Consider the following 25079-nt stretch of genomic DNA (forward strand, 5'->3'; position numbering starts at 1 on the left):
CAACCCACGGAGGATATGATGAGAATTCTGGTTGTTGAGGATGACGCCGACGCCGCAACCTTCCTTGTGAAGGGCCTGCGCGAGGCGGGACATGCAGTCGATCATGCGCTGGACGGTCTGACCGGCAAAAACATGGCCGAATCGGGCGGATACGACGCCTATGTGATTGACCGTATGCTGCCCGGCATGGACGGCGTGACAATGCTGGAAAACCGCCGCGGCGATGGTGATGAAACACCCGCCCTGTTCCTTTCCGCGCTGGGGGAAGTGGATGACCGCGTCGCCGGCCTGAAGGCAGGCGGCGATGACTATCTGGTCAAGCCCTATGCGTTTTCTGAACTGATCGCTCGTGTCGAGGCGCTGGGCCGCCGGCGCGGTCCCCAGAATATTCAGACCCGGTTCAAGGTCGGTGATCTGGAAATGGATATCCTCACCCGGACGGTTCGCCGCGCGGGCAAGAAAATTGATCTGCAGCCCCGTGAATTCCGTCTGCTGGAATATTTGATCCGCCATTCAGGTCAGGTTGTGACCCGCACCATGCTGTTGGAGAATGTGTGGGAGTATCATTTTGATCCGCAGACCAACGTGATTGATGTTCACATCTCACGCCTGCGCTCCAAAATCGACAAGGAATTTGACAAACCGCTCCTGCGGACGGTTCGCGGTGCGGGCTATACGCTGACGGATGAAGACGAATAAGTCAGGAAGGGGCGGCCCCGGCCGCCTTTTTTTACGCTTCATGCAATGGGAAAGCGCCTGACATGCCAACCGCTGACGATACGCCGCTGACACAGCGCCGGTTTCTGCCGCGCCTGTTCCGCACGTCTGCGTTTCGGTACACCATCGCCTTTTTCATCCTGTTTGTGCTGTCGATCGGCGGTATCGGCTATTTCGTTTTTGCCTCCACCCTTGGCGCCACCATGCAACGGCTCGATGACGAACTTGTCAGTGAGCTGAACTGGTTGGCACAGGTCAATGCCCGGCGTGGGTCGGACGGCACCGCGGGCCTTAACGATGTGGTGAATGAGGTCGCACGACTGAAGGTCGTACAGAAAGACGCGATCTACATGATCCTCGTCGCGTTTGAGAACAAACCGTTCCTCGAACTGACTTCGGATCTTGAATCGCTGCCGCCCCAGGCGCTGACGGCGGAGGGAATGTTCGAGTTCGAATATGAAGCCCGTGTGCTGAACAGTGAGACCGGGCGGCGGGAACTGGCCAAGCATCCAGCGGTCGGCCGGGTCGGCAATTTCCTGTATAGCGGCGTGGACGGCACGAAGGTGCGCGCTGTCATCCTGACGGCAAGGGATATCAGCGAAGTCACGGAAATTCGCGACGCAGCGCAGCAGACGGTTGTGCGGGTCGGTATCTTCTCTCTCTTCCTCGCGCTGGCGCTTGGCGCGTTTTACAGCGGCACATTCCTGCGGCGGGTTGACCAGATCGGGCAGACCGTCAAGGCCATCCGCGATGGTGACCTGACCAAGCGGATTGCCCTGTCGGGCGCACAGGACGAATTCGATACGCTGTCTGACAATATCAACGGCATGCTTGATCAGATCGAGCGGCTGATGACCGGCATGCGGCAGGTCTCGGACAACATTGCCCATGACCTTCGCTCGCCCCTGACACGGATCAAGGCGCGGCTGGACTCCGCGCTCAATGATCCGGCCGCCGATCAGGCGGCGGTGATCGAGCGGACCCAGTCAGACGTCGAGCGGTTGCTGGCCACTTTCAATGCGCTCCTGTCCATTACACGTATCGAATCCGGGGAGGGCGGCGGCACAAAGGTACCGGTCGACGTCTCTGCGGTCGCGGAGGAGATGCTTGAGCTCTACGAGCCCGCAGCGGACGATGACGGCTTTGTGCTGGTCGGCAATATCCAGACCGCGCCAACGGTGATGGGCTCAAGGGAACTGATCAGCCAGGCGATCGCCAACCTTCTCGACAACGCCCTGAAATATGCCCGGCGAAACCCTGAGGATCCAGGCGACGTTCAGCCTACGATTGAACTGACCGTCGCACCGCGTCCCGACGGTGGTATCCTGCTGTCGGTGATGGACAATGGCCCTGGCGTCTCTGAAGGCGACTATGACCGCATCCTGCAGCGTTTTGTGCGGCTGGAGCGGAGCCGGTCGACCCAGGGCAATGGCCTCGGGCTGTCTCTCGTGGCCGCGATCGCGAGGCGCCACGGCGCGCAATTGTCGATCGGCCGTGGGTTGCCGCACAGTACTGATACCCGCGCACTGCACCGGCCCGATGCCTACGGTCTGGGTGTGCGAATCAGTTTCCCGCCAGCGGCGAAGCCCGTCAAACGCGCTCTGGCCCCCACGGCCGACCGGCCTGGCGCACCGCCATCGAGCTAAAGGCCAGCGAAAATAAGGGGTATTTGCAACTTCCCCCTTGCAAGGCAGGAAAAATCACCGCTCTAATCAACTTCTCAACAGGCTTGAGCCCGGTAGGAGGCTTTGGAGAACACCCATGAGTAAGGCAGAATTCATCAGCAACGTCGCCGCCGCCGGTGACATGACCAACGCAGAGGCAAAGCGCATGGTCGAGCTCGTCTTTGGCGAAATTGAAAAAGGTCTGAAAAAGGCCAAGAAGGAAGGGAAGTACACGATCGGTACGTTCGGCACCTTCACGATTACCAAGCGCCCGGCACGCAAGGGCCGCAATCCTCGCACCGGTGAAGAGATCAAGATCAAGGCATCGAAATCCCTTCGGTTCCGTCCTTCGTCGAACCTTAAAGAAGCAGCTGGCATCGCCAAGTAAGGCGCACCCTGCTGGGTGATTTCAATGATCCCCACGCTACAGGCGAAACTGGAGGCTGCGCTCGAACAGGGCGCGGCCTCTTCTATTTTGGCGGCGGGCGCAGCGGATGATGCTGCGCCCGAGCACGCGCTTGACCGTTTCTTGAAGGGCGTAGAAGCTCTGTCACCCTTTCTGGGTCGCCTCTGTCACCATACGGAAGATCGACTGGCGCGGGTGCTGGCCGCCCCGGCTGAACGCGGTCTCGCATCTCTGATGCCTGAGGTCATGGACGGCGAGGACGGTGCATCGGCCAAGAGCCGGTTGCGCCACGCCAAGGCGGATTTCGCGCTGGCCTTGGGGCTTGCCGATCTGGCGGGTGTTTTCGACCTTGAAGATGTCATCCAGACCCTCAGTGATTTCGCGGATGTCTGTACGCAGATCGCCCTCAACGCCGCGTGGGTGGATGTGCTTGCCTTGCGCGGTCTGCAATTCACAAAGGATGCCCCTTCAAAGCCGGACGGCATTGCGATCATTGCCATGGGTAAACATGGCGGTCGCGAGCTGAATTACTCCAGCGATATCGATCTCGTCGCTGTCTATGACCCGGACGACATCCCGGTGGCGGAGGATAGCCGCCTCGATGTGAAGGCAGTCGCGGTCAAGGCCGTGCAGTTCATGGTTGATATCCTCAGCCAACAGACGGCCGAGGGTTATGTATTCCGTACGGACCTTCGGCTGCGCCCCAATCCGGGGGCGACGTCCGTGGCTGTCAGCCTCACGGCAGCGGAGCATTATTACGAGGTTTACGGCCAGAACTGGGAACGTGCCGCCTATATCAAGGCGCGCTTTTGTGCGGGCGATGAGCAGGTGGGCCGGCGCTTTCTCGAGGATATGCAGCCATTCATCTGGCGCCGGAACCTCGACTATGGTGCGGTCGCCGATATCCACGCCATCAAGCAGCAGATCCACGCCGAAAAGGGCAATCCGAGCCTGAAAGTGGCCGGGGCCAATATCAAGCTGGGGCAGGGCGGGATCCGCGAGATCGAGTTTTTCGCACAGACCCAGCAACTCCTTCTTGGCGGCCGCGACCTGAAACTGCGATCCTCCCGCACGGTTGAGGCGTTGCGCGCCTTGCACGACACCGGACAGATCGAAGCTGATCTGCTCGAGCAACTGACGGCCGCCTACGTGTTCCACCGCAATCTGGAGCACCGGCTCCAGATGCGTGAAGACACGCAGACGCAGGACATTCCTGAAGACCCGGAACAATTGGCCATTCTGGCGCGCATGATGGGGTTTGAGCACATGGATGAGTTCTGTGCCCAGACGCTGGCGCATATGAACCTCGTGCATGACAGCTATGCGGACCTCTTCGGTGCACCTGCGCCGGCTGAACCTGTGCCTGGCAGTCTCGTCTTCACCGGTGTTGAGGATGATCCGCGCACCCTTGAAACCCTGCGTAAGCTGAATTTTTCTGCGCCGGAGCTGGTGACCAGCCGTATCCGCCGCTGGCACCAGGGCGGACTTCGGGCGACGCGATCCGTCCGCGCCCGTGAGCTGCTGACGGATCTCGTACCGCGCATTCTCACCCGGCTGGGGCAGCTCGACGATCCCGATGCCGCGTTTGCCGCGCTCGATGGGTTTTTCAGTTCACTGTCCGGCGGACTGCAGGTGTTTGCGCTGTTCACGGCGCAGCCGGAAATCCTTGATGATGTGCTGGTTCTTTGCCAGTCATCGCCGGAACTGGCCCGCAAGATGGGACAGCGCCCAGCCCTCGTCGAAGGGTTGCTGGAAGGGTTCGACATCCATGCCGAACCGCTGCCGCCCGCCATGGACGGCGATATTCTCGAAGATCGCCTCGATGAGGCGCGCCGGCTGGTCAACGAACATCGTACGCGCAGCTCGGCAGGGCTGGTCCTGGGGCGGACGGATCCCTTTGCCGTGGGACAGGCACTGTCGGATATGGCGGATGTGGCCATCGCCGATCTGATGGCCGCGGTGCGGGCCGACATGACGCCGCCGGGCCAGGCCCCGGCTGGCGAGGTGGTGGTCCTCGGCTTTGGGCGACTGGGGGCGCAGGCGCTGTCGCCTCATTCGGATCTCGATCTCGTCTTCGTCTACCGATCGGCCAATGAAGACGAAACAGAGGTTTTCTTCACCCGCCTTATCCGCCGGATTGTCAGTGCACTGTCCGTGCCGACAGCGGAAGGGGAGCTGTATGAGATTGACATGAAGCTCCGTCCCTCAGGCGGCGCCGGGCCCACGGCTGTCTCGCTCTCCGCCTTCGACCACTATTATCAGGAGAAGGCCTGGGTGTGGGAGGTCATGGCCCTGACCAAGGCGCGCGTGGTCGCGGGGGACTCAGCTCTTGTGGACGATGTCCGGGCCGTGATGGAACGCACCCTGACAACCGAGCGGCCTGCTTCCGATGTCCTGCCGGCGGTTCTTGAAATGCGCCGACGTCTGTTGTCGGAAAAGCCGGCCGAGACGCCTTTCCACGTCAAACGCCGCAAGGGCGGGCTGACCGATATCGACTTCATCGTCCAATCATTGGCGCTGATCCACGGCCAGACGCTCGGGCGCATCCCGCAAGGCAACGAGGCTGCCATTGCCATCATTGCGGAGCATGGCCTGATGAAGATCGAGGATGCAAAAATGCTGATCGAGGCGCGGCGTGCGATGGAAAGCCTGGCGCAATATGGTCGCGCCGTGTTCGGTGCAAAGGCACCGCCCGGCTTCTCGGCGCGGCAGGAGGCCCGCCTGCGAGGGTTGTGGGACGGCTGGACCGAGGAACCGATCGCCGATCAGTTGGAGCTTCACGCTGCCAGGGTGGCTGACGTCTTTGAACGTTTGGTCGGTCCGTACGAAGAGGACCCTAGTTCAGCATAGCCGACCGCGGCATCGGCTCTTCGCCATGCATGGGCACCAGCTTTTCCAAATCTGGCGTTGTCAGGACGCGGGCGCGTTCCTTCAGCATGGACGGCAGCGTCGCCACCACGCCCGGACGGCGGGGAAGGGTGAAGGCAGCGACTGTGCCGCGGCTGACTTCGCTCGCTACGGCCAGGATGCCATCCTGCGCCTCGACCAGAGACTTGGACAGGGCAAGACCGAGCCCGGAGCCGCGCCGGGTGCGGCTGAAATGATCTTCGACCAGCTCGAACGGCGCGCCCAGGCGGGTGAGGTGATCCTCGTGAATCCCGATGCCGGTGTCGGCAATGAGGATCGTGACACTGGACAGATCGACCAGCGTCGTAACCGTGACGGAGCCGCCGCGCGGGGTAAACTTCTCCGCGTTCGACAGAAGGTTGATGAAAATCTGCTTGATCGCGCGTGGGTCGCCCCAGACCGATGGCACCTGATCGATCATGGCACGCAGGGTGACATCGCTCTCGCGCATCTGGGTTTCGATAAAGCGAAGGCCCTCACGCAGCACCCGTTCAAGATCTGTCTGCTGAGGTTTGAGTTCCAGCTTGCCGGCTTCGATCTTGGACAGATCGAGAATGTCGTCGATCAGGGCCAGCAGATGGCTGCCGCTGGCGTGGATGTCGCGAATATACTCGCCGTATTTTTCGTGACCGAGCGGACCGTAAAGCTCTTCCTTCATCAGCTCGGAGAAGCCATTGATCGCGTTGAGCGGCGTGCGCAGCTCATGGCTCATATTGGCGAGGAATTCGGATTTGGCACGGTTGGCATCTTCTGACCGCTGACGTTCCAGCTCATAGCTACGGATCGCTTCGCGCAGGTCGCCGCGTGATTTCTCGAGAATATCGACGGTCATCTGCAGCTCACGCTCATTGCGCGCGCGCATATCGCCTTCGGCCTTGGCGTCTGTGATGTCCGTCCCGATGCAGACCCAGCCGTCACCGATAGTCTGACGGCGGATGATCCGCATGAACCGGTCGCCGGGGAACAGCGCCTCGGCCTCGGTTGTCCCCTCCACCGGCGGGGTGAAGTGATCATAGAGCAGCTGCGTGTGCTCGGGGTTGATGGAGCGGGCGAGGTCCCTGACCGTAATTCCCTCCGCCAGGGCTTCGCTGTCCGCGCCGAACAGGCCGCAGAATGCATCGTTCCACGCCACGAGACGTCCGCTGGCATCCCAAAGGAGAAACGCCTGCGGAATGGCCTCCAGCGTTTCGCGCAACCGGTCCGTCAGGTCGTCGGCGCGGCCATCGTCCAGCGCATCGTCGCTGACCGGCACGGCAATGCCTTCGCGTGGCTCGTTGAGCTGTGATACGCGAATATAGACCGCCTGCCATTCTTCCTGCGCATTCTTGATCCGTATGCTGCCGTCTTCATACTGAGCATTGCCAAGGAAGACGCCCAGCGCACGGGGCAGGTCGTCATTGTGGATAAACCCGCGCAGCCCGGCATAGGTCACCATGTGGTCTTCGCGCTCATAGCCAAGGGAAGACAGAAGCGCGGCGGGCAGGACCACGCCTTCATCGTCCGCCTGCCACATGCCGCAGCCTGCCTGCTCCGGTCCCAAAAGACGCATAAGAAGGAGGCGGCGGTCGGCATCCGTCTGGGCCAGGGAGAGCCGCAGCCGTCCGGCAACGGACAGAAACGATGCGGCAAGGCCCAGCAGGGCGATGCTGGCGATCAGATAGGGCGTGAAGATGCGCCAGCCCGCGGCCCCGCTGGGGGCAATCGCGATGACATGCTGTCCACCGGGGAGGGGACGTACCACGGCGTTCATGGTCCGGCCGTCACTGAGGTCTAGGCGGTTGATATTGCCGCGCCGTCCCATGGTCGAGAAATCTTCCGGAGAGAATGTCAGCGACGCATCGTGACTGCCGCAGATGAAGCTGCGGCCAGAGACGTTCATCAGGCACGCGGCCCCGCCAGTGGGGGCCAGGAGGCGCAGGGTGCCTTTCGCCTGCGTGGTTTTCGAATCGCCCGGTGCGAAGGTCATCGGCAAAAGGCGGCTCATCGAATCGGCACTGCGAACGGCGGCCACGGTCAGGTGCTCTTTCTCCGCAGTCTGAACACGCTTCGCCTCTTCCATGGCGGTATAGCCAAGCGCACCAAGGCAGGAACCGGTAAGCAGGAGGGTGAGCGCCGTCAGGCGGCCGAGATTAGGCGCGGCGCGGTCGGAGCGCGCGGTGGTTTTTGTTTTTTTTGTCCGCCCGGGTCGCATTCTAGGCCGTCTGCCGATCTTGTTCAGTCTTCATTAAGATTCATACGGGCGTTCCGAGTCCGGTGTCACGCCCTGTTGGCAGGATTTTTTTAACCAAATAGGGGCGCACGCGCCAGCAGGGCAATTTCCCGCTGAACAGGGGCATCGGTGAGTCGACCTCAGGTGGAGTAGAGATATCGCTCCTTGACGCCCAGGCCTTTGGGCGCGGCAAATTTTACTGTGCCATCCTGTTTGCGCAGATCGAAGCTGGCGGTGACCGAGGCATCGTAGGACGTGTCTGTCACCGTACTGACCGCCACGAAATCCGCTTTCCCCTTGGTCTTTGACAAACTGAGAAGCACATAGCCGCGGTAAAGGGGTTCGTGATACCGGACGTGCTTGTTCTTGCGGCGGATCAGTAGGGAGTAGTCGAAGGCCTTGTCGCCGAGATAGAGACTCGGTCCGGGCGATGTCACGCCGGTGGCGCCCAATTCCACACCGACCTGCTCTCCGCCCTCGGTGAAGAGGTCGTTGGCCCATCCCTCATGCGTATCACCGGTGAGGACCACGAGGTCGCTGGCACCAACACTTCGGGCCATGGCATAGACCCGCTCACGATCGGCCGGAAAGCCGTCCCAGGCATCAAGATTGATGGGCAGGCCGAGGGCAGAGAATTCGACGAATGCCCTGGCCTGATCCCACTGTTTCTCCAGCTCCTGGATTGTCTCTTCGTCGGCATAGGGAATGAGATTGGGGGCAATCACGCTCGCAAACATGACCTGGTTGGCCAATAGCCGCCACGGCTCTTTCCGATCGACGGAGCCCTTCAAGGTGGTGCGCAGAAAATCCATTTGCGCGTCGCTGATCAGTCGGCGGGACGGGTCACCGATCACGTCACGCTGAAAGGCGTCAATGTCTTCCTGTGTCTGCAGCGTCGGGACGAACTCGGTGTAGACGAGGGGGGCGCTGCGCGCCGTCAGTCGGGTCTCTAGTGTCGCGATGGTCAGAAGGCCGGGCCAGGTGAAACTGCGGAACAGGGCCTCGCGCGGGCGACCGGGGACCGGGTCACGGACGGGCATCCACTCATAATAGGCCTGCAGCGCGGCCGCCTTGCGGACCTCCCAGTCCCCTTCGGTGGCGGGCTGGTGATTTTCGGCGCCGTGCTGCCAGGCGTCGTTGGCGGTTTCGTGATCGTCCCACACGGCGATCAGCGGATGGGCCGCATGCATGCTCTGGGTCGATGGATCGCCCTTGTACTGGGCGTGACGCTGTCGATAGTCGGCCAGGGTCAGGATCTCGCGGGGCGGCTCGTGGTTGCGGCCCAACGCGGCGCCTGATTTCCCGCCATAACCTGAGGGACCAAATTCATAGAGGTAGTCGCCAAGGTGGATGACCGCATCAATGTCCGGCTGGCGGGCAATGTGGTCATAAACGTTGAAAAAGCCGAACGGGAAGTTTGAGCACGATACCACAGCGAATCGGGCCTCTTCGGCCTGCTGCGACAGGGTCCGGGTGGTGCCCTCGGGCGAAAGCTCGCTGTCGACCTCAAAGCGGTAGGTGTAGCGCGTGCCCGGTTTCAGCCCGGTGGCCAGCACTTTTACCGTATGGTCGCGCGCTGCATCCGTCGAGAAGGGAATCGTCCTCGGTTTGCGTGGGACCGCAGAAAAGGCATCGTCCTCGGTCAGTCTGACGGTGCCGGTGATGCGGCCGGTCACATTGCTGATGCGTGTCCACAACACGACACTGTCGGCGGCCGGGTCACCACTGGCCACGCCATGCCTGAACATGTCGGCCGATGACTGTGTCGGCTGGGCGCTGTCGAATCGCTGGGCTGCGGGGAGGGATGCACAGCCCGACACGCCGCCGGCAAGGGATGAGAGCAGGGCCTGTCGCCGGGTGATCTTCATGAGCGCCTCCACATCTTGTTCTGGTGCATGGGGCGGCCCCAAACGCACCGTTCAAGCCTTTTGGCCTGGTCCTTTGCACAGGATGAACCGGATGTCTTGCCCCTTGGACGGCTGGTATCGCGCTCAGCGGGAAGCTGCGCATTGCCAAATGGAAATCTTGTCCCAACCCCAGTTCGCATCACATGTTGAGGCGAGGCCGTAGGGACGAAACAGAATTTGTAAGATCGTTGAGAAATTCCCTTTACATGGATATTCGCGATCATTAAATCGCTCTTTCTGCCGCGACCCGATAAACGCCCAGAGACGGGCGCCCCTCAGGGGGACGGCACTTTTGTTGAATGGTGGTCAGGGTGCATTCCGCACAGTAGTCACCGTCCAAGAGGAGGCCCCATGAGGTGGACCAATTCATATCTTCCGAACACATAGCGTCGCTCTGCGCGCCCGTTCAGCCTGTCATCATCCAGCGTCCGCATGCAGCTACGCGTGCGGCGAAGTGGTTTACTGACCATTTCCCTGGCAAAGCGTTCTATGCGGTGAAGGCGAATGCCGACCCCATGGTGCTTGAAGCCATTGGCAAGGGCGGGATCAACCATTTCGACGTGGCCAGCATCGCCGAAGTGCGTCTTATCCGGGGCATGTTCCCCGAAGCGACGCTCGCTTTCATGCATCCCATCAAGCCAGCGGAAGCCATTCGCGAGGCCTATTTCGACCATGGCGTGCGGATCTTCTCGCTCGATTGCGATGCGGAGCTGCACAAGATCCTGAAAGCCACAGAAGGCGCTCGGGACCTGACGCTCTGCGTTCGTCTGGCCGTGACCAACGACGCAGCGAAGATGTCACTTGTGGACAAATTCGGGGCGAAGGGTGACGCGGCGATCAGCCTGCTTCGTCAGACGCGCCTTGTGGCACAGCGCCTCGGCGTCTGCTTCCATCCGGGCAGTCAGACCATGAACCCGGCAGCCTATGCCAGCGCCATGGATCAGGCCGACGAGATTATCCGCGCCTGCGGTGTCGTCGTCGAGGTCGTGGATGTGGGCGGTGGTTTCCCTGTCGCGTATCCGGGCATGGAGCCTCCCTCCATGCACGCCTTCGTGGACCAGATCGCTGCGCGGTTCGAAACCTTCCTGTCGACGGAGAACTCCGAGCTGTGGTGTGAGCCCGGCCGGGCGCTCTGTGCGGAGGCCCAAAGCCTTCTCGTCCGCATTGACGGCCGACGGGATCAGGATCTGTACCTCAATGACGGTGTGTACGGTGCCCTCTCGGATGCCGGCCACTTCGCCTGGCGGTATCCAGTGCGCAGCTTTGGTACGCCGAAGTCACGTCAGGTGCTGCCATACCGTTTCTACGGTCCGACCTGTGACAGCGCCGACATGATGCCTGGCCCGTTCTATCTGCCAGCAGACATGGACGTTGGCGATTATATCGAAGTGGGCATGATCGGTGCCTATGGCCGTGCGTTGGCCAGTAATTTCAACGGCTTCGGCGTCTATGACGAAGTCATCTGCGAAGACGATCCTTTTGGTTCCGTTTTCCTGCCTCTGCCGTTCATTCATCAGGCGCAGAACGACCGCTAGGACAGGTTCGGGGCAAGTCGAGACCGACTTGCCCCACCTTACGCATTGAATTTCAACGAAACTTCATCGCCTTAACAAATTCTCATGCACTTGTTGCCGTTAGAATCGGATCACTGAATCAAGCAGTTGCATGTGATATGACGGAAAAAAGGCGATGGTGGTTGAAAAGCCACTATTACAGTCTTGAAACCCGGGGCAGGTGCGACAACGTGTTCGTGCATCAATGCGATGGGGATTTATAATGGCTGATGAGCAAAACCGGGAGAAATCGGATGTGGGGCGTCGCGTGCGCCGCAAGCTGACGATTTTGGGCCCGATTGTAACAGCGTTCAGTTTGATTGTGGCGGCAGCGGCCGTCATCGCCTACCGGTTCGGTGAAGGCGTCATTTACATCAATGACCGGACGATTAGTGAGCTTAATGCGCTCGAACTGACGAGCGGTGCGGCGGTTGGAATTGTCGGGGCCTTTATCGGCGTTGGCGCTGCCGCTGTCGGGGCTCTTGTGACTCTCGTGGCGGGCGTTCTGTCCGTGGGTTTCGGTGCCTTTGGTATCGTGGTCGGCATGATTGTCGCGCTCGGTGTCGTCACCGGCCCGATACTGCTGATTGGTCTGATCGGAATTCTGATCAAGCGCCGGTACTGGCCTGACGTGATCTGATTGCTCTCAGCGCTGACCGTGCCCTGGCCAGTGATCTGATGCGCAGCAAATGACCGTTGTGGGTGTCCGTCAATTGGCCGGACACCGCAGCGGTCTCTTTGTTTCAGACGTTGTCGTTGCGGGTCCACCGCATGATCGTGGCGTCGTGATCATTGCGGTCATCGGCGCTGATTGTCGCCAGATTTTCGATTGTCCAACCTTCCTTTGGCGGCAGGGCGAAGGTCTTGTCTCCCTCCACATCCGCATCCACCAGCGTCACATAAAGATGCGTGACCAGATCCATCGCCTGCGCATAGATATCCGCGCCGCCAATGATGCAGATCTCTGCTGCGTCGGTCTGGGCCGCAAAACTGTCCGCCATGGTCAGCCCTGTTTCGAGGCTTGCCGCGACCGACGTGCCTTGCGGTGGCGCAAAGGAGGCCTGCCGCGTCAGAATGATGTTCTCGCGACCGGGCAGGGGCTGGCCAATGCTTTCATAGGTCGTCCGGCCCATGATGATCGGTTTCCCCATGGTCGCTTTCCGGAACCATTTCAGGTCATCGCGGAGCGTCCAGGGCAGCTCACCATTTCGGCCGATAACCCCGTTCCGTGCGACCGCGACAACGATGGCGATGGGTCGTTGCGCGGTCATCATACTGACACCTCGCCCTTGATGGCGGGATGCGGGTCGTAATCCTCGATCCGGATGTCATCGAAGGTGAAGGCAAACAGATCGGTGACCTCAGGGTTCAGGACGAGCTTTGGCAGGGAGCGCGGGGTTCGCGACATCTGCAGCTCCGCCTGCTCAAGATGGTTCAGGTACAGATGGGCGTCACCGAAAGTGTGGACGAAATCGCCGGGCTCGAGGCCTGTGACATGCGCCATCATGTGCGTCAGCAGCGCGTAGGACGCGATGTTGAAGGGCACGCCGAGGAAGATATCGGCCGACCGCTGATAGAGCTGGCAGGACAATTTGCCGTCCGCCACGTAGAACTGAAACAGGCAATGGCACGGCGCCAGCGCCATCCGATCAATCTGCCCCGGGTTCCAGGCGCTGACGACCATCCGTCGTGAATTCGGGTTTGTCTTGATCTCGTTGAGCACCCAGGAGATCTGGTCCACGGTCTCACCATCGGGCGCTGGCCAGGAGCGCCACTGCGCGCCATAGACCGGGCCCAGATTGCCGTCTGCGTCGGCCCATTCATCCCAGATGCGGACCTTGTGCTCTTTCAGATAGGCGATATTGGTGTCGCCTGCGAGAAACCACAGCAATTCATGGATGATGGAGCGCAGGTGCAGCTTCTTGGTGGTGACCAGGGGAAACCCCTCGGACAGGTCAAAGCGCATCTGGTGGCCAAAGACGCCGCGCGTGCCGGTGCCGGTGCGGTCGTCCCGTTCGGTGCCGTGGTGATAGGCTCTCGCCATGAGATCAAGATAGGCTTGCATGGCGATGCTTGTGCCCAACGACCCTCAGAGGTTCAAGCGCTTTGACGCCGGATCAGGAAGGTCGCTCGGTCAAGAGGCCCACAGCGTCAGCCCCTTTGCGGCCGCACTCTTCGTCGAACTCACTGGGCGCACCGGATACACCGACCCCGCCGATCATGATGCCATCACTGTCAAACAGTGGCAGGCCGCCCTGAAAGGTGGCGATGTAGGGCGCCGTCGGGCCGTTCCATTCCGCGGTCTGCGCTGTCGAGAAGCCGTAGGTCGAGGACGACTTGCCCTTCCACTTGGCAATCTCCGCAGCGGCGGTGGAGGCCGCATCCATCTTGGCAAAGCTGATCAACTCACCGGAATGGTCGTATACAGCAATTGCGATGGCCTGGCCGGACTTCCGCGCATGGCTCAGACAGCTCTCCTGAATCGTCGCGGCAGTCGACAGGTCCAGAACCGGCCGCATCCGCTGCGCGTGGGCCATCGTGGCGACGGCAGCGACGGCGCAGGCTGTCGTGATGATATATCGAATAACCATGCCCGTATCCTCCCAAGGATATTGTCGTTTTGTCCGATCCTGACACTTCTTGCCGGTAGCAGACAAGGCGTGATCGTTGCTGCGCTGCAGCGGGATTGCTTGACGGGAGCGGTAAAATCGCCGTGACTGGATGCTTGTCCTTCTGGAGAAGATGATGCGTCCTCTTATTTCTGCCTGCCTCGCCGCGATGGTCCTGTCTGGCCAGGCTGTTGCCGACCCGATTCGCGATGCCGTGACGGCGGACCAGTCCTATCTCCTTTCGCTGTACAAGCATTTGCACGCCAATCCGGAGCTGTCAGGGCAGGAGGTCGAAACTGCAAAACGTCTTGCCAAGGAACTGCGGTCACAGGGCTTTGATGTGACCGAAGGCGTGGGCGGGACGGGCGTTGTCGCTGTCATGAAAAACGGTGATGGGCCGGTGGTTATGGTCCGTGCCGACATGGACGGCCTGCCCGTGACCGAGCAGACCGGCAAACCCTATGCGAGCAAGAAAAAAGTGCAGCGGCCGGGCGGGGAGGTCGGTGTCATGCATGCCTGTGGCCATGACATCCACATCACCAGTCTGGTCGGCACGGCCCGCTATCTGTCATCAAACAAGGATGAATGGTCCGGCACGCTGATCATGATTGGTCAGCCGGCAGAGGAAACCGGTGAGGGGGCTCGTGCCATGCTGGAGGACGGCTTGTATACGCGCTTTCCTGTGCCGGATCATGCCATCGCCCTGCATGACAGCGCAGGGGCCAAGGCCGGCACGATCGGGCTGAGGTCCGGATACGCGATGGCCAATGTCGACATGGTCGATATCATCGTCCACGGCGAAGGCGGCCACGGGGCCTATCCGCATACCACCAAGGACCCAATTGTGGTGGGCGCGCGCATCGTTGATGCGCTGCAGACGCTGGTGTCGCGGGAAATCGATCCGCAGGCGGCGGCCGTGGTGACCGTCGGCGCGTTCCATGCGGGTTCCAAACACAACATCATCTCCGACGAGGCCCATCTGCAGCTGACAGTCCGGTCCTATACGGATGAAGTTCGCAATCATCTGCTGTCCGGTATTCAGCGCATTGCCAAGGCGCAGGCGCAATCAGCCGGGATCGCCGAGGATCGCCTGCCAGAAGTGACGTGGGATGAGCATTACACGCCTGCGCTATTCAATACCGAGGCGCAGACAGAGACACTGGCGGCGATGTTCATCGAACGATTTGGCGCTGACCGCGTGCTGGAGCCGGCGCCGGTCATGGGCGGTGAGGATTTCGCGCGCTATCACCGCGCCAATCGCGACACAGAATCAACGCTGTTCTGGGTGGGGGCGGTTCCGGCAGCGGATTGGGAGCGCACAGGCGGGGACCCGACCAAACTGCCCTCGCTGCACTCCCCGTTCTTTGCGCCGGATCCTGAACCCACGATTGCGGCAGGGACAGAGGCGATGATCGCTGCAGCCCTGACGCTGTTTCAGGAGTAATCTCAGCCCTCCTGGGCTTCGTCCCACTCACCGCGCGCGGCAAGATAATTCATCCGTGCCCGGTGGGTGAATGCCTTCTGTGCGGCCGGCACATTTTCGGGCTTGCCGCCCCAGGCTGCCAGCGCAGACGCCTGCAGCGCGCGGCCATAGGAGAATGACAGCTTCCACGGCATCTCACCTGCATACATCCGGTTCATGGTGTTGAGGTTGCGTGTTGCCTCTAACTCCGACTGCCCGCCTGACAGGAACACTATACCCGGCACGGCGGCAGGGACGGTCTGGCGGAAGCATTTGACAGTGGCCTCCGCAATCATCTCGGTGGAGGGCTGTTCTGAAGCACCCTTGCCAGCGACGATCATGTTGGGTTTGAGGATCGTGCCCTCAAGCGCAACGCGCTGTTCGAAAAGTTCCCTGTAAAGAAGGTCGAGCACGCGGGCGGTCACACCGAAACAGCGGGCCATGTCGTGATCGCCGTCCATCAGCACTTCTGGTTCAACGATGGGCACAATGCCCGCTTCCTGACACAGCGCTGCATAACGCCCCAAGGCGTGCATGTTGGCTCTCAGCGCCTGATGCGTCGGGATGGATGATCGCCCGTCATGGCCAATATGAATTACCGCACGCCATTTCGCAAACCGGGCGCCTTTGTCATAATACCCATTCAACCGGTCGCGCAGGCCGTCCAGCCCTTCAGTAATTGTCTCGGTCGTCGCCAGGGCGAGCGGCTTGGCACCACGATCAACCTTGATGCCAGGAAGACAGTCCTGCCGCGTCAACTGCTCGGGAAAGGGCGTTCCATTTTCCGTTGACTGATGGATCGTCTCATCGAACAGGATGACGCCGGAAATATACTTGCTCACCGCTTCGCCGGCGGTAAACAGCATGTCCCGATAGGCGCGGCGATGCTCTTCGGTGCTTTCAATGCCAATCGAGTCAAAGCGCTTCTTGATCGTACCGAGGCTTTCATCGGCGGCGAGAATGCCGCGACCATCGACGACCATTTTATGGGCAATGTCTGCCAGACTGTTCAGGGAATGACGGCTCATGTCGTTACCTCTTATTGGCTTTCAGTGCTGCCGGATCAGCGTTCGATTCAGCTTCAATATGACGAATGGTGCCTGATTTTGATCGCATGACGATCGTATGGGTGCGGACCTTATGGCCCTGCCAGCGGACACCTTTGAGGAGGGAGCCGTCGGTCACCCCGGTGGCGGCAAACATCACATCGCCGGACGCCATGTCCATGAGGCCGTATTTCCGGTCGAGATCCGTGATGCCGGCTTTCTCCGCGCGGCCCCTTTCGTCATCATTGCGAAAGATGAGGCGGCTCTGCATCTGTCCGCCGACGCAGCGAAGGGCCGCCGCAGCGAGGACGCCCTCGGGCGCGCCGCCCTGACCGATATAGAGATCGATGCCCATTTCAGGCTGGGTCGTGTGGAACACGCCGGCCACATCACCGTCCGGGATGAGGAAGACGCGGGTGTCGAGCTTGCGGGCCGCTGCGATGATTTTCTCATGGCGCTCCCGGTCAAGAACGCAAAGCGTGAGGTCGGATGTCGGCACACCCTTGGCGCGGGCGAGGGACTGGATATTGTCCTCAACGCTGGCATCGAGGTCGATAACGCCGTCAGGATAGCCGGGCCCGCAGGCGATCTTGTCCATATAGACGTCGGGGCTGTGCAGCAGGGTGCCGCCGGTGGCCATGGCGACCACCGTCAGCGCGTTCGACATGGCCTTGGCGGTGAGGGTCGTGCCTTCAAGTGGGTCGAGGGCAATGTCGACAGGCGCGCCGCCGCGTCCGACTTTCTCACCAATATAAAGCATCGGTGCTTCGTCTCGCTCGCCCTCGCCAATGACGATGGTACCGTCAATATCAAGGCGGTTCAGGGCATCGCGCAGGGCGGTGACAGCGGCCTGATCGGCCCCTTCCTTGTCACCACGACCAATCATCAGGGAGGCAGCCACGGCTGCCGCTTCAGTACACCGGCCAAGTTCAATGGTCAGGATACGGTCGAGATAGGGATTTTTCTGGGTCATAGACCTTTCCATTTGGGCAGGGGAAAGTGATCTACTGGTAGCAGCAACATCATGCTCTGTATCGTGTTTTTGCTTGCAACAATTTGCGTAGATGCGGCGCTTATTGGAGTAAAACACCGCGTTAGCGCGTTACATTTGACAGATCCGGGTGATACCGGTCTCGCCGCAGTCGATTTGCAAAAAAATTGCGCTTTTTGGATAAAATCACGGAACCTCCGAGACATTACGGGGTTTTTATTCGCTCAGCGGCAAGTTTGGCGAGGGAAGATAGAAACGCGTCATGACCACGGATGACGATTTATCAGGGCCTGTCGGTAAGAATATACCGCCTTTTCGGGGCGGAAACAGTGAGGACGAATTTGCGGGGGCATCCGGTCTGTTGTTTGAACAGGCGATGGCCCAGACGCGCATGGCCATCTGTCTATCTGACCCCCATCAGCCAGATCAGCCGATCCTTTTCGTCAACCGCGCCTTTCGCGACCTCACCGGCTACGACAATGATGAGATCATTGGACGGAACTGCCGTTTCCTGCAGGGCGAGGCAACCAATCCCGATACTGTCAAACGCATCTCCAAGGCCCTTGCTGACGAGGATGTGATCGTTGTCGAGCTTCTGAACTACCGCAAGGATGGCTCGGCGTTCTGGAACGCGCTGCATCTCGGGCCGATCTATGATGCCCAGGGCAATCTGATCTACTTTTTTGGCTCCCAGTGGGATGTGACGGATGTCCACTCCGCCCGTGCCGACGAGCGTCACGCGAAGATACTGGCGCGTGAGCTCAGTCATCGCATGAAGAACATGTTCTCGGTCATTGGATCGATCGTGAACCTGACCGGCCGAAGCAAGGGCATCCGCGAAGAAGCCGCCGAAATCAATGATCGCATCCAGGCTCTTGGTCGGGCCTATGACACGACGCTCGATGAAGCGTCTCTCGGCACGATCGAGGCGGGGCAGGCGATCAGATCCGTCCTTGCGCCTTATGATCCGGAACAAAACCGGGTCGTCTTCCACGGCAACGGCGCGCGTGTTGACCCGAACATGGTGTCGACACTGGGCCTGGCGCTGCATGAGCTCGCCATCAACGCCATGAAACACGGGGCATTGACCGCCGATGACGGAAAGGTCGACCTCAACTGGTTCGTGGATGATCAGGCTGGCGATTGTTTTCTCGTCATCGAGTGGCGGGAAACGGGCGGCCCCCCGATAGAGGGCCCACCGAGCAAGAAAGGCTCTGGCTTCGGCATCATCGAAACGCTGCTGGCAGCGTCAAAAGGCGAAATTCATCGCGAGTGGAAGTCTTCCGGTCTTGAGGCCACGATAACTGTACCGATAAGAAGAAAGTCCCGCGCATGACCCTGATGCCCGAAACGATTGATCATTCCGGCGAGCTGAGCGGCAAACGGATCATGCTTCTTGAAGATGAAGTGCTGATCGCGATCGACCTGGCCTATGCGTTCGAAGATGCGGGCGCCGTCGCGGTCACGGCAAACAGCTGCGATGAAGCGCTTGAGGAAATCGAGCAGGGTCTGCCCGACGCCGCGGTGCTGGACGTCAATCTGGGGCGCGGCGAAACATGTCGCCCGGTGGCGCAGAAGCTGCGCGAGCTGGGCGTCCCGTTTTTTCTGCACTCAGGGGATTTTGATCGGCAGGGGGAGCTGATTAACGAACTCGGTGCGAAGATCATTCCCAAACCAACGCCGGCTCATCGCCTCGTTGCCGCGGTTGTCGATCTCTTCGACGACTAACTGTTATTCAGCCGCCAGCGTCCCTAACCCGTGGGGGCTGTCGGGATCGTCCTGTGCATTTTCCGGTTCCGGTATTGCGATCGGCTCATCGGTTTCTGACACTGGACCGGACCGGTCGATCTTCTTGCTTGGACCGCGATAATTCACGACGCCCTGGGTCAGGGCATAACAGGCAAGGGCCACCGTCAACGGGATCTTGACCTTGTCGCCGTCGCGCTCGCCGCGTTCGTAATACTGGATCATCCGGCGCTTCAGGCCGAGCGCGTCGGCCGCGTCCTTCTGCGAAAACCCGAGAGTTTTGCGCCATTTCTTGAAGTCGTTCGGCTCCATGGTTTTTCCCATGGCCATCCCTCCGGGTAACGCGGCTCGAAGGATCCTTACCGCGTAATTGTAACAACACTATAACAGGAACCTTGATCCGGGGAAATTGGTGCAATTTGTGCACTTTATTTTCCATGGCCGGAGGGGTTTCTCCGGCGGGCCTGACGCCCTATATATGGTGGGTCGCTTCGGCGACTATGAAGATAAATGGCGCTCGTAATAAGCGGCTCGGACCCGGGGGCGGTACCCGGCGGCTCCACCACAGCGCCTCGATCATGGCTTTACATTGGCCATGACGGGGTGTTGCGGCGGGGCCGAAATAGCATCGACGAACGTGTAAAGGTTCTGCTTTCTTCCGGATGGTCTCCGTTATTGGGCCGCTTAGAATAGTTGCAAATGACAACTCTTCGGAAGGTATGGCTCTCGCTGCGTAACGCAGTGCGGGTTTACCGCTTTTAAGTCCTAGGCCTTTTCCCGGCCTGGGCGGGGTCCCGGCGAACCTGGCAACAGAATCGCCGACTTTCTCTTCATTCCTCGGATAGCGACGCCAGATAGGCGATCAGATCACGGCGATCCGCCGGATTGGGATTGCCGCGATAGGCCATCCGATTGCCGGGCACGAGCGCCTGGGGCTGTTCAAGCCACTGGTCGAGATGGGTGTCGTCCCATGTGAACTCTGCCCTTTTCATCGCTGTTGAATAGGCAAAGTCGGCCTTGCCGCCGGCCTGTCGCCCCACGACATCATGCAGATTCGGGCCGATCATGTTCGGCCCTCCCGGCGTCGCCGTATGGCATTGCTTGCATTCGCGGAACAGGGCCTGACCCATGGCCACGTCGGCGGGCAGGGCCAGGCGCTCTTCGGCGCTCATGGGCGCAGGCATGTCCGAGCCGCCACAGGCCATGAGGGAAAAAAAGGTGATTGAGAACAGCAACAGGCTTCCGGTTTTCATGATAGGCGCTCTAAACACAAAACCCGCCACCGAGAAGGCGGCCGAAGACAAAAGGGACAATCATGGATCTGAAATCGACCGTGCGGGCCATTCCCGACTATCCCAAGCCAGGCATTGTCTTCCGCGACGTCACCACGCTGATGGGGGATCCGGCGGCCTTTCGGCACGCTGTCGAGTTGTTGTCTGAGGCGTTCAAGGCCCACCGCATCGACAAGGTGGCCGGGATTGAAGCCCGCGGATTCATTTTCGGCGCCGCCGTCGCTGACCGCCTTCAGGCCGGGTTTGTGCCTGTTCGCAAGGCGGGCAAGCTGCCCCATGACACCCTGCAGCGCAGCTATGAGCTCGAATATGGCGAAGATACGCTGGAAGTGCACCGCGATGGCGTCAGCGCGGGCGACCGCGTGCTGTTGATCGACGACCTTCTTGCCACTGGCGGGACGGCGCAGGCGGCCTACCATCTTCTGAAGGATGCTGGTGCCCACGTGGTGGCGGCCGCGTTTGTGGTCGAACTGCCCGCCTTGAACGGTCGCCAGAAACTCCAACATGATGATATCGAAGTTTTGTCGATCATCAGTTTTGAAGGACACTGATCTGATGAAAAAGTGGATGGACCGCATCTTTCCCAACTCAGGCGATGGCAATACCCAGGCGCCAAGCGTGTCGCCGGAGATCGGGGCGGCGGGTGTTCTCGTCGAGGCCGCCTGGCGTGATGGACAGTATACGGAAGTTGAGCGCGATATCGCGACGGCCGCCATCATGAAACTGTTCCTGCTCGACAATGCAAGCGCGGCGCGCCTGCGCCAGGAAGCGGAAGCCGCCCAGGCCAAGGCATCGACGATGATGACCTTTGCCGCGGCGGCCCGTGGTCTGCCATCGGACAAGAAAGAGGCGCTGATCACGCGCCTGTGGGCGATCATCGACAGCAATGGCAGCGCCACCGTGCCTGAGGAGCATGTCGTTCGTTCGGTCATCGACGTCCTTGGCGTGCCGCAGGAGCGCGGCCGGGGGCTGCGGCCGGCGCCGAGTGTCACGGGAAAGGAGAACTGATGTCAGCTCAATCGACCCAGCGTCGCCTGACGACGACCGACATTGCGTCGCGCAAGGGCGGCGAACCGATCGTCTCCCTCACAGCCTATGATGCGCCCACCGCGGCGCTTCTGGATCCATATTGCGACTTTCTTCTCGTGGGCGACAGTGTGGGCATGGTGGTACACGGACTGCCGTCGACCGTTGGTGTCACCGTCGACATGATGATCATGCACGGACAGGCTGTGATGCGCGGGGCCAAGCAGGCACTCGTCGTCATCGACATGCCGTTTGGCAGCTATGAAGCCAGCCCGCAGCAGGCCTTCGAGAATGCCTCGCGGATCCTCCGTGAGACGGGGGCAGGGGCCGTGAAGATCGAAGCTGGAACATATGCCGCTGAAACCATCCGCTTCCTGACGGAGCGCGGCGTTGGCGTGATGGCGCATGTGGGGCTGCGGCCCCAGGCGATTGGCGTGACCGGCGGGTTCAGGGCCGTCGGCCGGTCACCGGAAGAGGTCGAGCGTGTGCTGGCCGAAGCAGAAGCCGCGGCAGACGCCGGCGCCTTTGCCGTGGTGGTCGAAGGGGTCGATGAACAGCTCGGTGACCAGATCACAAGCGCGGTTTCCATTCCGACCATCGGTATCGGTGCATCGGCCAGCTGCGATGGCCAGATCCTCGTGACACCTGACATGCTAGGCATGTTTGACTGGTCACCAAAATTCGTTCGCCGATATGCCGACATGAAGACCGTCATGTCGCGGGCTGCAGAACAATATGCCAAAGACGTGCGCGACCGGTCGTTCCCGGCTGCGGCAGAGCTCTACCATCTAAAAGCTAAACGATTGTCCTAGGAGGACGGCGTATATCCCGGCGCGGTGACCACGCGCTGGGTAAAGCGCGGGCGACGGATGGCGATGCGCCGCATCGGGACATTGGTGATGAACTGTCCATCGAATAGGGGATCGTACAGGCCGGCAATTTCGACGATGATAACCGAATCGCCCGGTGTCAGCAGCGGAATATCAAGACCTTCGATCAGCGCCTGCGCTGTCTGTGTGCCGGTATTGCCTTCCAGATCACGGCTCATGAACCAGTCCACATTGACGCTCTGATTGACCCCCGAGGGATCGATCGGATCACTGAGTGGTCGATAGACGCTGGCAGCAGTGACCTGTATCTGCATGTTGCCCTGGTACTTACCCGACAGGGCGGTGGCGACTTGCACCAGATCGTCCTCGAACGCATTCGTGATTTCAACCTGACGCGAGATAAGGTCCGCCATCGTACTGTCGAGGTGCGTCAGGGTTCGCGATGCCTTGTAACCGTCAAACGCCGTCAACGCGCCCAGAAAGAAGAGGATCATCACGGGCAGAATGATCGCGAACTCAATCGCCGATGTGCCATCACTTTCGCGCCTGAACCGACGCAGAGACTGCGGAACAAATGGCTGCATGTCAGAACGGCTCGTTCAAAAAGGCGGTCGAGGAAATGATTTCAAACCGACCGGAGTCCGTCTTGGTCAGGGCGAGGCCCAGGCCGAGGCCAGGAACAGACACGCTGGTGGTCAGGCAGGCCCTGATAAACATGACGTCGCCGCCGCTGCCCGGACTGTAATGGATGACGGGCTGCATTTCCTTGGTGGAATCCCGGCATGGCGCTGAATAGGCGACCTCTTCGTCGAGGGTCGACAGTTCAATGACCTCAATGGCAAGATCTGCATTGCAGTTGGAGACGATCGCCTCGACCCGTTCGCATACAAATGAATGAAGGTCGTCACGGGTGATGGAGCCGTCATTCGCCGCGCCGGTATAGACATATTTCGCCGCATCGACCATCGCGTTGTCGAGAATGACGCTTTTGGTGAGGATCAGACCGGCTTCCAGTGACGACAGCGCGAGCGCCAGATAGACCGGACCCACAATCGCAAATTCAATGGCGGCCGATCCGTCTTTACGATGCAGGAAGCGCTTGACTGAGCGAAAGATCATGTGATTTCCCTCACATGAAGATCCGGACACGGTTGATATTGGCGGCAATAGCGCTGAATGCCGCTTCGATCTCCGTATTGTCGATGAGGTAATAATTTGCCACGGTCGAAGCACAGCTGCGCAGGACGGTATCCGCGTTACTGCCAGCATCAATACCGAAGCCGATGGTGAAAACAATCACACCCTTCGTCTTCGCATCCTGGCAGAGAGTCAGAAAATTCGACTCAGCTGCTTCATTCGTAAACAGAAGTTCCGAGCAAAAGAGCGTGAACTCCCAGCATGTTTTGGGCTGGAAGTATTTGTTCATATTGCCGTCACTCATGACGATCAGCACTTTCAGTGTCTCGGCGCGAAAATCGGCGGGGCGCACATGGGCGAAGCTGCCGCCAAATCTGCCGCGCATGTCTGGCGACAGGGACTTCAGGCCGATCAATGTTCCTTCGTCGATGGATGTCAGGCCGGCAAGATCACTCTCGGCCGTCAGGGCCTTGATCTTGTTAATGAGATCAGTGGAATTGTTGCTCTGATAGAGGGCGCGGTTATTGTTCCGTGGACAGCTGCGATAGGGCGAGAACAATTCCCCAACGCCATAGTGGAAATATTCGGGAAGGGGCGTCATGCTGTAAGACGTCCATGACAGATCGGAAAAGTGGGACGGCCGCAGGTTCAGACAACCCTGCCAGCGGTGACCATCGTGGAAGTCGTTGTCCAAGTGATTGTCAATCGTTGACGGATTGACGAAGAATTTGAATTCATCGCCCACATTCACATGCGTGCCGAAAGGGATGATGGAGACCGATGTCAGGTCACGGACTTCATCCGTCAGGATCGTGTCGATAAAGTCTTCACCCGCCGTGATCAGGTTGGCGATACGCGTCCCGGCCATGGAGCCTGACACGTCGAGCACAAGCGCGATTTCGACCCGCTGCCAGTCCTGACGGCCGCCGCTCTCGGCGCTGATGTCGAGGCTGTCGATATCAATCAACGGCAGAAACATTGTCGACAGGGCGTAGGCGGCCTCCACCCTTACCCGACGCCCGCTATTGTCCTCCACAGCGGTGATCGTCAGATCGATATCACTGAAATTGATGCGCGACGTGGCGAGATTGGTCGCAAGATATTCTTCGGCGACCGCGGTCATGTCCCGTTCGTTTGTCAGCGATGATGCGGCGAGCACTGCTGCATCAACCGCGCGCTGCAATTCGATACGCTGCTGAATGGCACGCGAGATATCGATGGCCCCGCCGAGAAGGGCAAAGGTCGGCAGGATCAGAAGGGCCGCCATGATGGCGACGTTTCCTCTTTGCGATCGCTTGGTCGAAACCATTGCCTACACCGTCAGTGGTACCTGTAATACCCGATACCAATATCCCCATCGCGTTTTCGAATTTGCAAATTTTGTTGGTGAACAAATTATTGAAAAGCATATTAGAATCAAATTTCAGTCGCGGACCTAGCATTATATTGCTTGCAAATTTGGAGAACCATAATGAGATGAAGGGTGCTGGGTGCGCTAAAAAACAAGCAAAAACAATGGCATGAGATGGATTCTGCATATTGTCACGATGATGAGCGCGCACCGGATCGAATTTGAC

At 59.9% G+C, this 25079-nt stretch carries 24 protein-coding genes and 1 other RNA gene; 13 read left to right on the forward strand and 12 right to left on the reverse strand.

From position 1 onward, the window contains the following. Positions 1-18: 18 nt before the first annotated feature. The 4 genes from RUI03_RS03130 to RUI03_RS03145 all read left to right on the forward strand — a co-directional run bounded on the left by RUI03_RS03130 (position 19) and on the right by RUI03_RS03145 (position 5637). The gene (locus RUI03_RS03130) at positions 19-699 is read left to right on the forward strand and encodes a winged helix-turn-helix domain-containing protein (protein ID WP_410795912.1); all 681 of its coding nucleotides are present in this window, start codon (positions 19-21) and stop codon (positions 697-699) included. 62 nt (positions 700-761) lie between these two features. Beyond that, positions 762-2363 (forward strand): HAMP domain-containing sensor histidine kinase, encoded by a 1602-nt coding sequence (locus RUI03_RS03135; RefSeq protein WP_317288834.1) that lies wholly within the window; start codon positions 762-764, stop codon positions 2361-2363. A 115-nt stretch (positions 2364-2478) separates the two neighbouring features. Further along, complete coding sequence (locus RUI03_RS03140; protein ID WP_317288835.1) at positions 2479-2769, forward strand: HU family DNA-binding protein; 291 nt, start codon at positions 2479-2481, stop codon at positions 2767-2769. A gap of 24 nt (positions 2770-2793) precedes the next feature. Beyond that, positions 2794-5637 (forward strand): bifunctional [glutamine synthetase] adenylyltransferase/[glutamine synthetase]-adenylyl-L-tyrosine phosphorylase, encoded by a 2844-nt coding sequence (locus tag RUI03_RS03145; protein ID WP_317288836.1) that lies wholly within the window; start codon positions 2794-2796, stop codon positions 5635-5637. Here RUI03_RS03145 and RUI03_RS03150 read toward each other — a convergent pair. Beyond that, on the reverse strand, positions 5624-7885 hold the full coding sequence (locus tag RUI03_RS03150; RefSeq protein WP_317288837.1) for a histidine kinase dimerization/phospho-acceptor domain-containing protein: 2262 nt from the start codon (positions 7883-7885) through the stop codon (positions 5624-5626). The genes RUI03_RS03145 and RUI03_RS03150 overlap by 14 nt on opposite strands. Before the next feature lie 158 nt (positions 7886-8043). After that, complete coding sequence (locus RUI03_RS03155; protein WP_317288838.1) at positions 8044-9771, reverse strand: alkaline phosphatase D family protein; 1728 nt, start codon at positions 9769-9771, stop codon at positions 8044-8046. Positions 9772-10166: 395 nt separating this feature from the next. Between RUI03_RS03155 and RUI03_RS03160 the strand changes: the two genes are divergently transcribed. Then, the gene (locus tag RUI03_RS03160; protein WP_317288839.1) at positions 10167-11345 is read left to right on the forward strand and encodes a type III PLP-dependent enzyme; all 1179 of its coding nucleotides are present in this window, start codon (positions 10167-10169) and stop codon (positions 11343-11345) included. 241 nt (positions 11346-11586) lie between these two features. Then, on the forward strand, positions 11587-12003 hold the full coding sequence (locus tag RUI03_RS03165; protein WP_317288840.1) for a hypothetical protein: 417 nt from the start codon (positions 11587-11589) through the stop codon (positions 12001-12003). A 103-nt stretch (positions 12004-12106) separates the two neighbouring features. On the opposite strand, the gene RUI03_RS03170 is transcribed toward RUI03_RS03165, so the two are convergent. The 3 genes from RUI03_RS03170 to RUI03_RS03180 are packed head-to-tail and all read right to left on the reverse strand — an operon-like array spanning position 12107 to position 13954. Next, positions 12107-12637: a dihydrofolate reductase gene (locus RUI03_RS03170; RefSeq protein WP_317288841.1), complete on the reverse strand. Its 531-nt coding sequence runs from the start codon at positions 12635-12637 to the stop codon at positions 12107-12109. Next, a complete protein-coding gene (locus RUI03_RS03175) occupies positions 12634-13428 on the reverse strand; it encodes a thymidylate synthase (protein WP_317288842.1) in 795 nt (264 codons plus the stop codon). Before RUI03_RS03175 ends, RUI03_RS03170 begins: the two co-directional genes overlap by 4 nt. A 52-nt stretch (positions 13429-13480) precedes the next feature. Then, positions 13481-13954: a heme-binding protein gene (locus tag RUI03_RS03180; RefSeq protein WP_317288843.1), complete on the reverse strand. Its 474-nt coding sequence runs from the start codon at positions 13952-13954 to the stop codon at positions 13481-13483. A 151-nt stretch (positions 13955-14105) separates the two neighbouring features. On the opposite strand from RUI03_RS03180, the gene RUI03_RS03185 reads away from it, so the two are divergent. Further along, the gene (locus RUI03_RS03185) at positions 14106-15416 is read left to right on the forward strand and encodes an amidohydrolase (protein WP_317288844.1); all 1311 of its coding nucleotides are present in this window, start codon (positions 14106-14108) and stop codon (positions 15414-15416) included. 2 nt (positions 15417-15418) lie between these two features. On the opposite strand, the gene RUI03_RS03190 is transcribed toward RUI03_RS03185, so the two are convergent. Then, the gene (locus tag RUI03_RS03190; RefSeq protein WP_317288845.1) at positions 15419-16462 is read right to left on the reverse strand and encodes a class I fructose-bisphosphate aldolase; all 1044 of its coding nucleotides are present in this window, start codon (positions 16460-16462) and stop codon (positions 15419-15421) included. A 4-nt stretch (positions 16463-16466) separates the two neighbouring features. Beyond that, positions 16467-17453, reverse strand: a complete 987-nt coding sequence (gene glpX / locus RUI03_RS03195) for a class II fructose-bisphosphatase (RefSeq protein WP_317288846.1) — start codon at positions 17451-17453, stop codon at positions 16467-16469. A 280-nt stretch (positions 17454-17733) separates the two neighbouring features. Here glpX and RUI03_RS03200 point away from each other — a divergent pair, with 280 nt between their 5' ends. Together RUI03_RS03200 and RUI03_RS03205 are read left to right on the forward strand one after the other, a co-directional pair. Continuing rightward, entirely contained in the window at positions 17734-18807 is a 1074-nt protein-coding gene (locus RUI03_RS03200) for a PAS domain-containing protein (protein WP_317288847.1), read from the forward strand. After that, the gene (locus RUI03_RS03205; protein ID WP_317288848.1) at positions 18804-19199 is read left to right on the forward strand and encodes a hypothetical protein; all 396 of its coding nucleotides are present in this window, start codon (positions 18804-18806) and stop codon (positions 19197-19199) included. The genes RUI03_RS03200 and RUI03_RS03205 overlap by 4 nt, the downstream gene beginning before the upstream one ends. Positions 19200-19202: 3 nt before the next feature. Here the strand turns inward: RUI03_RS03205 and RUI03_RS03210 are convergent, their stop codons facing one another. Continuing rightward, entirely contained in the window at positions 19203-19541 is a 339-nt protein-coding gene (locus RUI03_RS03210; RefSeq protein WP_317288849.1) for a helix-turn-helix transcriptional regulator, read from the reverse strand. 122 nt (positions 19542-19663) lie between these two features. Here RUI03_RS03210 and ssrA point away from each other — a divergent pair. Then, positions 19664-20041, forward strand: a transfer-messenger RNA (tmRNA) gene (ssrA, locus tag RUI03_RS03215). A 6-nt stretch (positions 20042-20047) separates the two neighbouring features. Here the strand turns inward: ssrA and RUI03_RS03220 are convergent. Continuing rightward, the gene (locus RUI03_RS03220) at positions 20048-20470 is read right to left on the reverse strand and encodes a cytochrome c family protein (protein WP_317288850.1); all 423 of its coding nucleotides are present in this window, start codon (positions 20468-20470) and stop codon (positions 20048-20050) included. 62 nt (positions 20471-20532) lie between these two features. On the opposite strand from RUI03_RS03220, the gene RUI03_RS03225 reads away from it, so the two are divergent. The 3 genes from RUI03_RS03225 to panB are packed head-to-tail and all read left to right on the forward strand — an operon-like array spanning position 20533 to position 22347. Further along, positions 20533-21060, forward strand: a complete 528-nt coding sequence (locus RUI03_RS03225) for an adenine phosphoribosyltransferase (protein ID WP_317288851.1) — start codon at positions 20533-20535, stop codon at positions 21058-21060. Between the two features lie 4 nt (positions 21061-21064). Then, a complete protein-coding gene (locus RUI03_RS03230; protein ID WP_317288852.1) occupies positions 21065-21517 on the forward strand; it encodes a TerB family tellurite resistance protein in 453 nt (150 codons plus the stop codon). Continuing rightward, on the forward strand, positions 21517-22347 hold the full coding sequence (gene panB, locus RUI03_RS03235) for a 3-methyl-2-oxobutanoate hydroxymethyltransferase (protein ID WP_317288853.1): 831 nt from the start codon (positions 21517-21519) through the stop codon (positions 22345-22347). Before RUI03_RS03230 ends, panB begins: the two co-directional genes overlap by 1 nt. Here the strand turns inward: panB and RUI03_RS03240 are convergent. The 3 genes from RUI03_RS03240 to RUI03_RS03250 are packed head-to-tail and all read right to left on the reverse strand — an operon-like array spanning position 22344 to position 24811. Next, a complete protein-coding gene (locus RUI03_RS03240) occupies positions 22344-22949 on the reverse strand; it encodes a TadE/TadG family type IV pilus assembly protein (protein WP_317288854.1) in 606 nt (201 codons plus the stop codon). The two genes, panB and RUI03_RS03240, sit on opposite strands and share 4 nt — an antisense overlap. Before the next feature lies 1 nt (position 22950). Continuing rightward, positions 22951-23484 carry a TadE/TadG family type IV pilus assembly protein gene (locus tag RUI03_RS03245; protein WP_317288855.1) on the reverse strand — a complete coding sequence of 178 codons (534 nt, stop codon included), beginning with the start codon at positions 23482-23484 and terminating at the stop codon, positions 22951-22953. 10 nt (positions 23485-23494) lie between these two features. Further along, positions 23495-24811, reverse strand: a complete 1317-nt coding sequence (locus RUI03_RS03250) for a TadE/TadG family type IV pilus assembly protein (RefSeq protein ID WP_317288856.1) — start codon at positions 24809-24811, stop codon at positions 23495-23497. Between the last annotated feature and the right edge of the window lie 268 nt (positions 24812-25079).

The organism is Parvularcula sp. LCG005, from assembly GCF_032930845.1.
Classification (GTDB): Bacteria; Pseudomonadota; Alphaproteobacteria; order Caulobacterales; family Parvularculaceae; genus Parvularcula.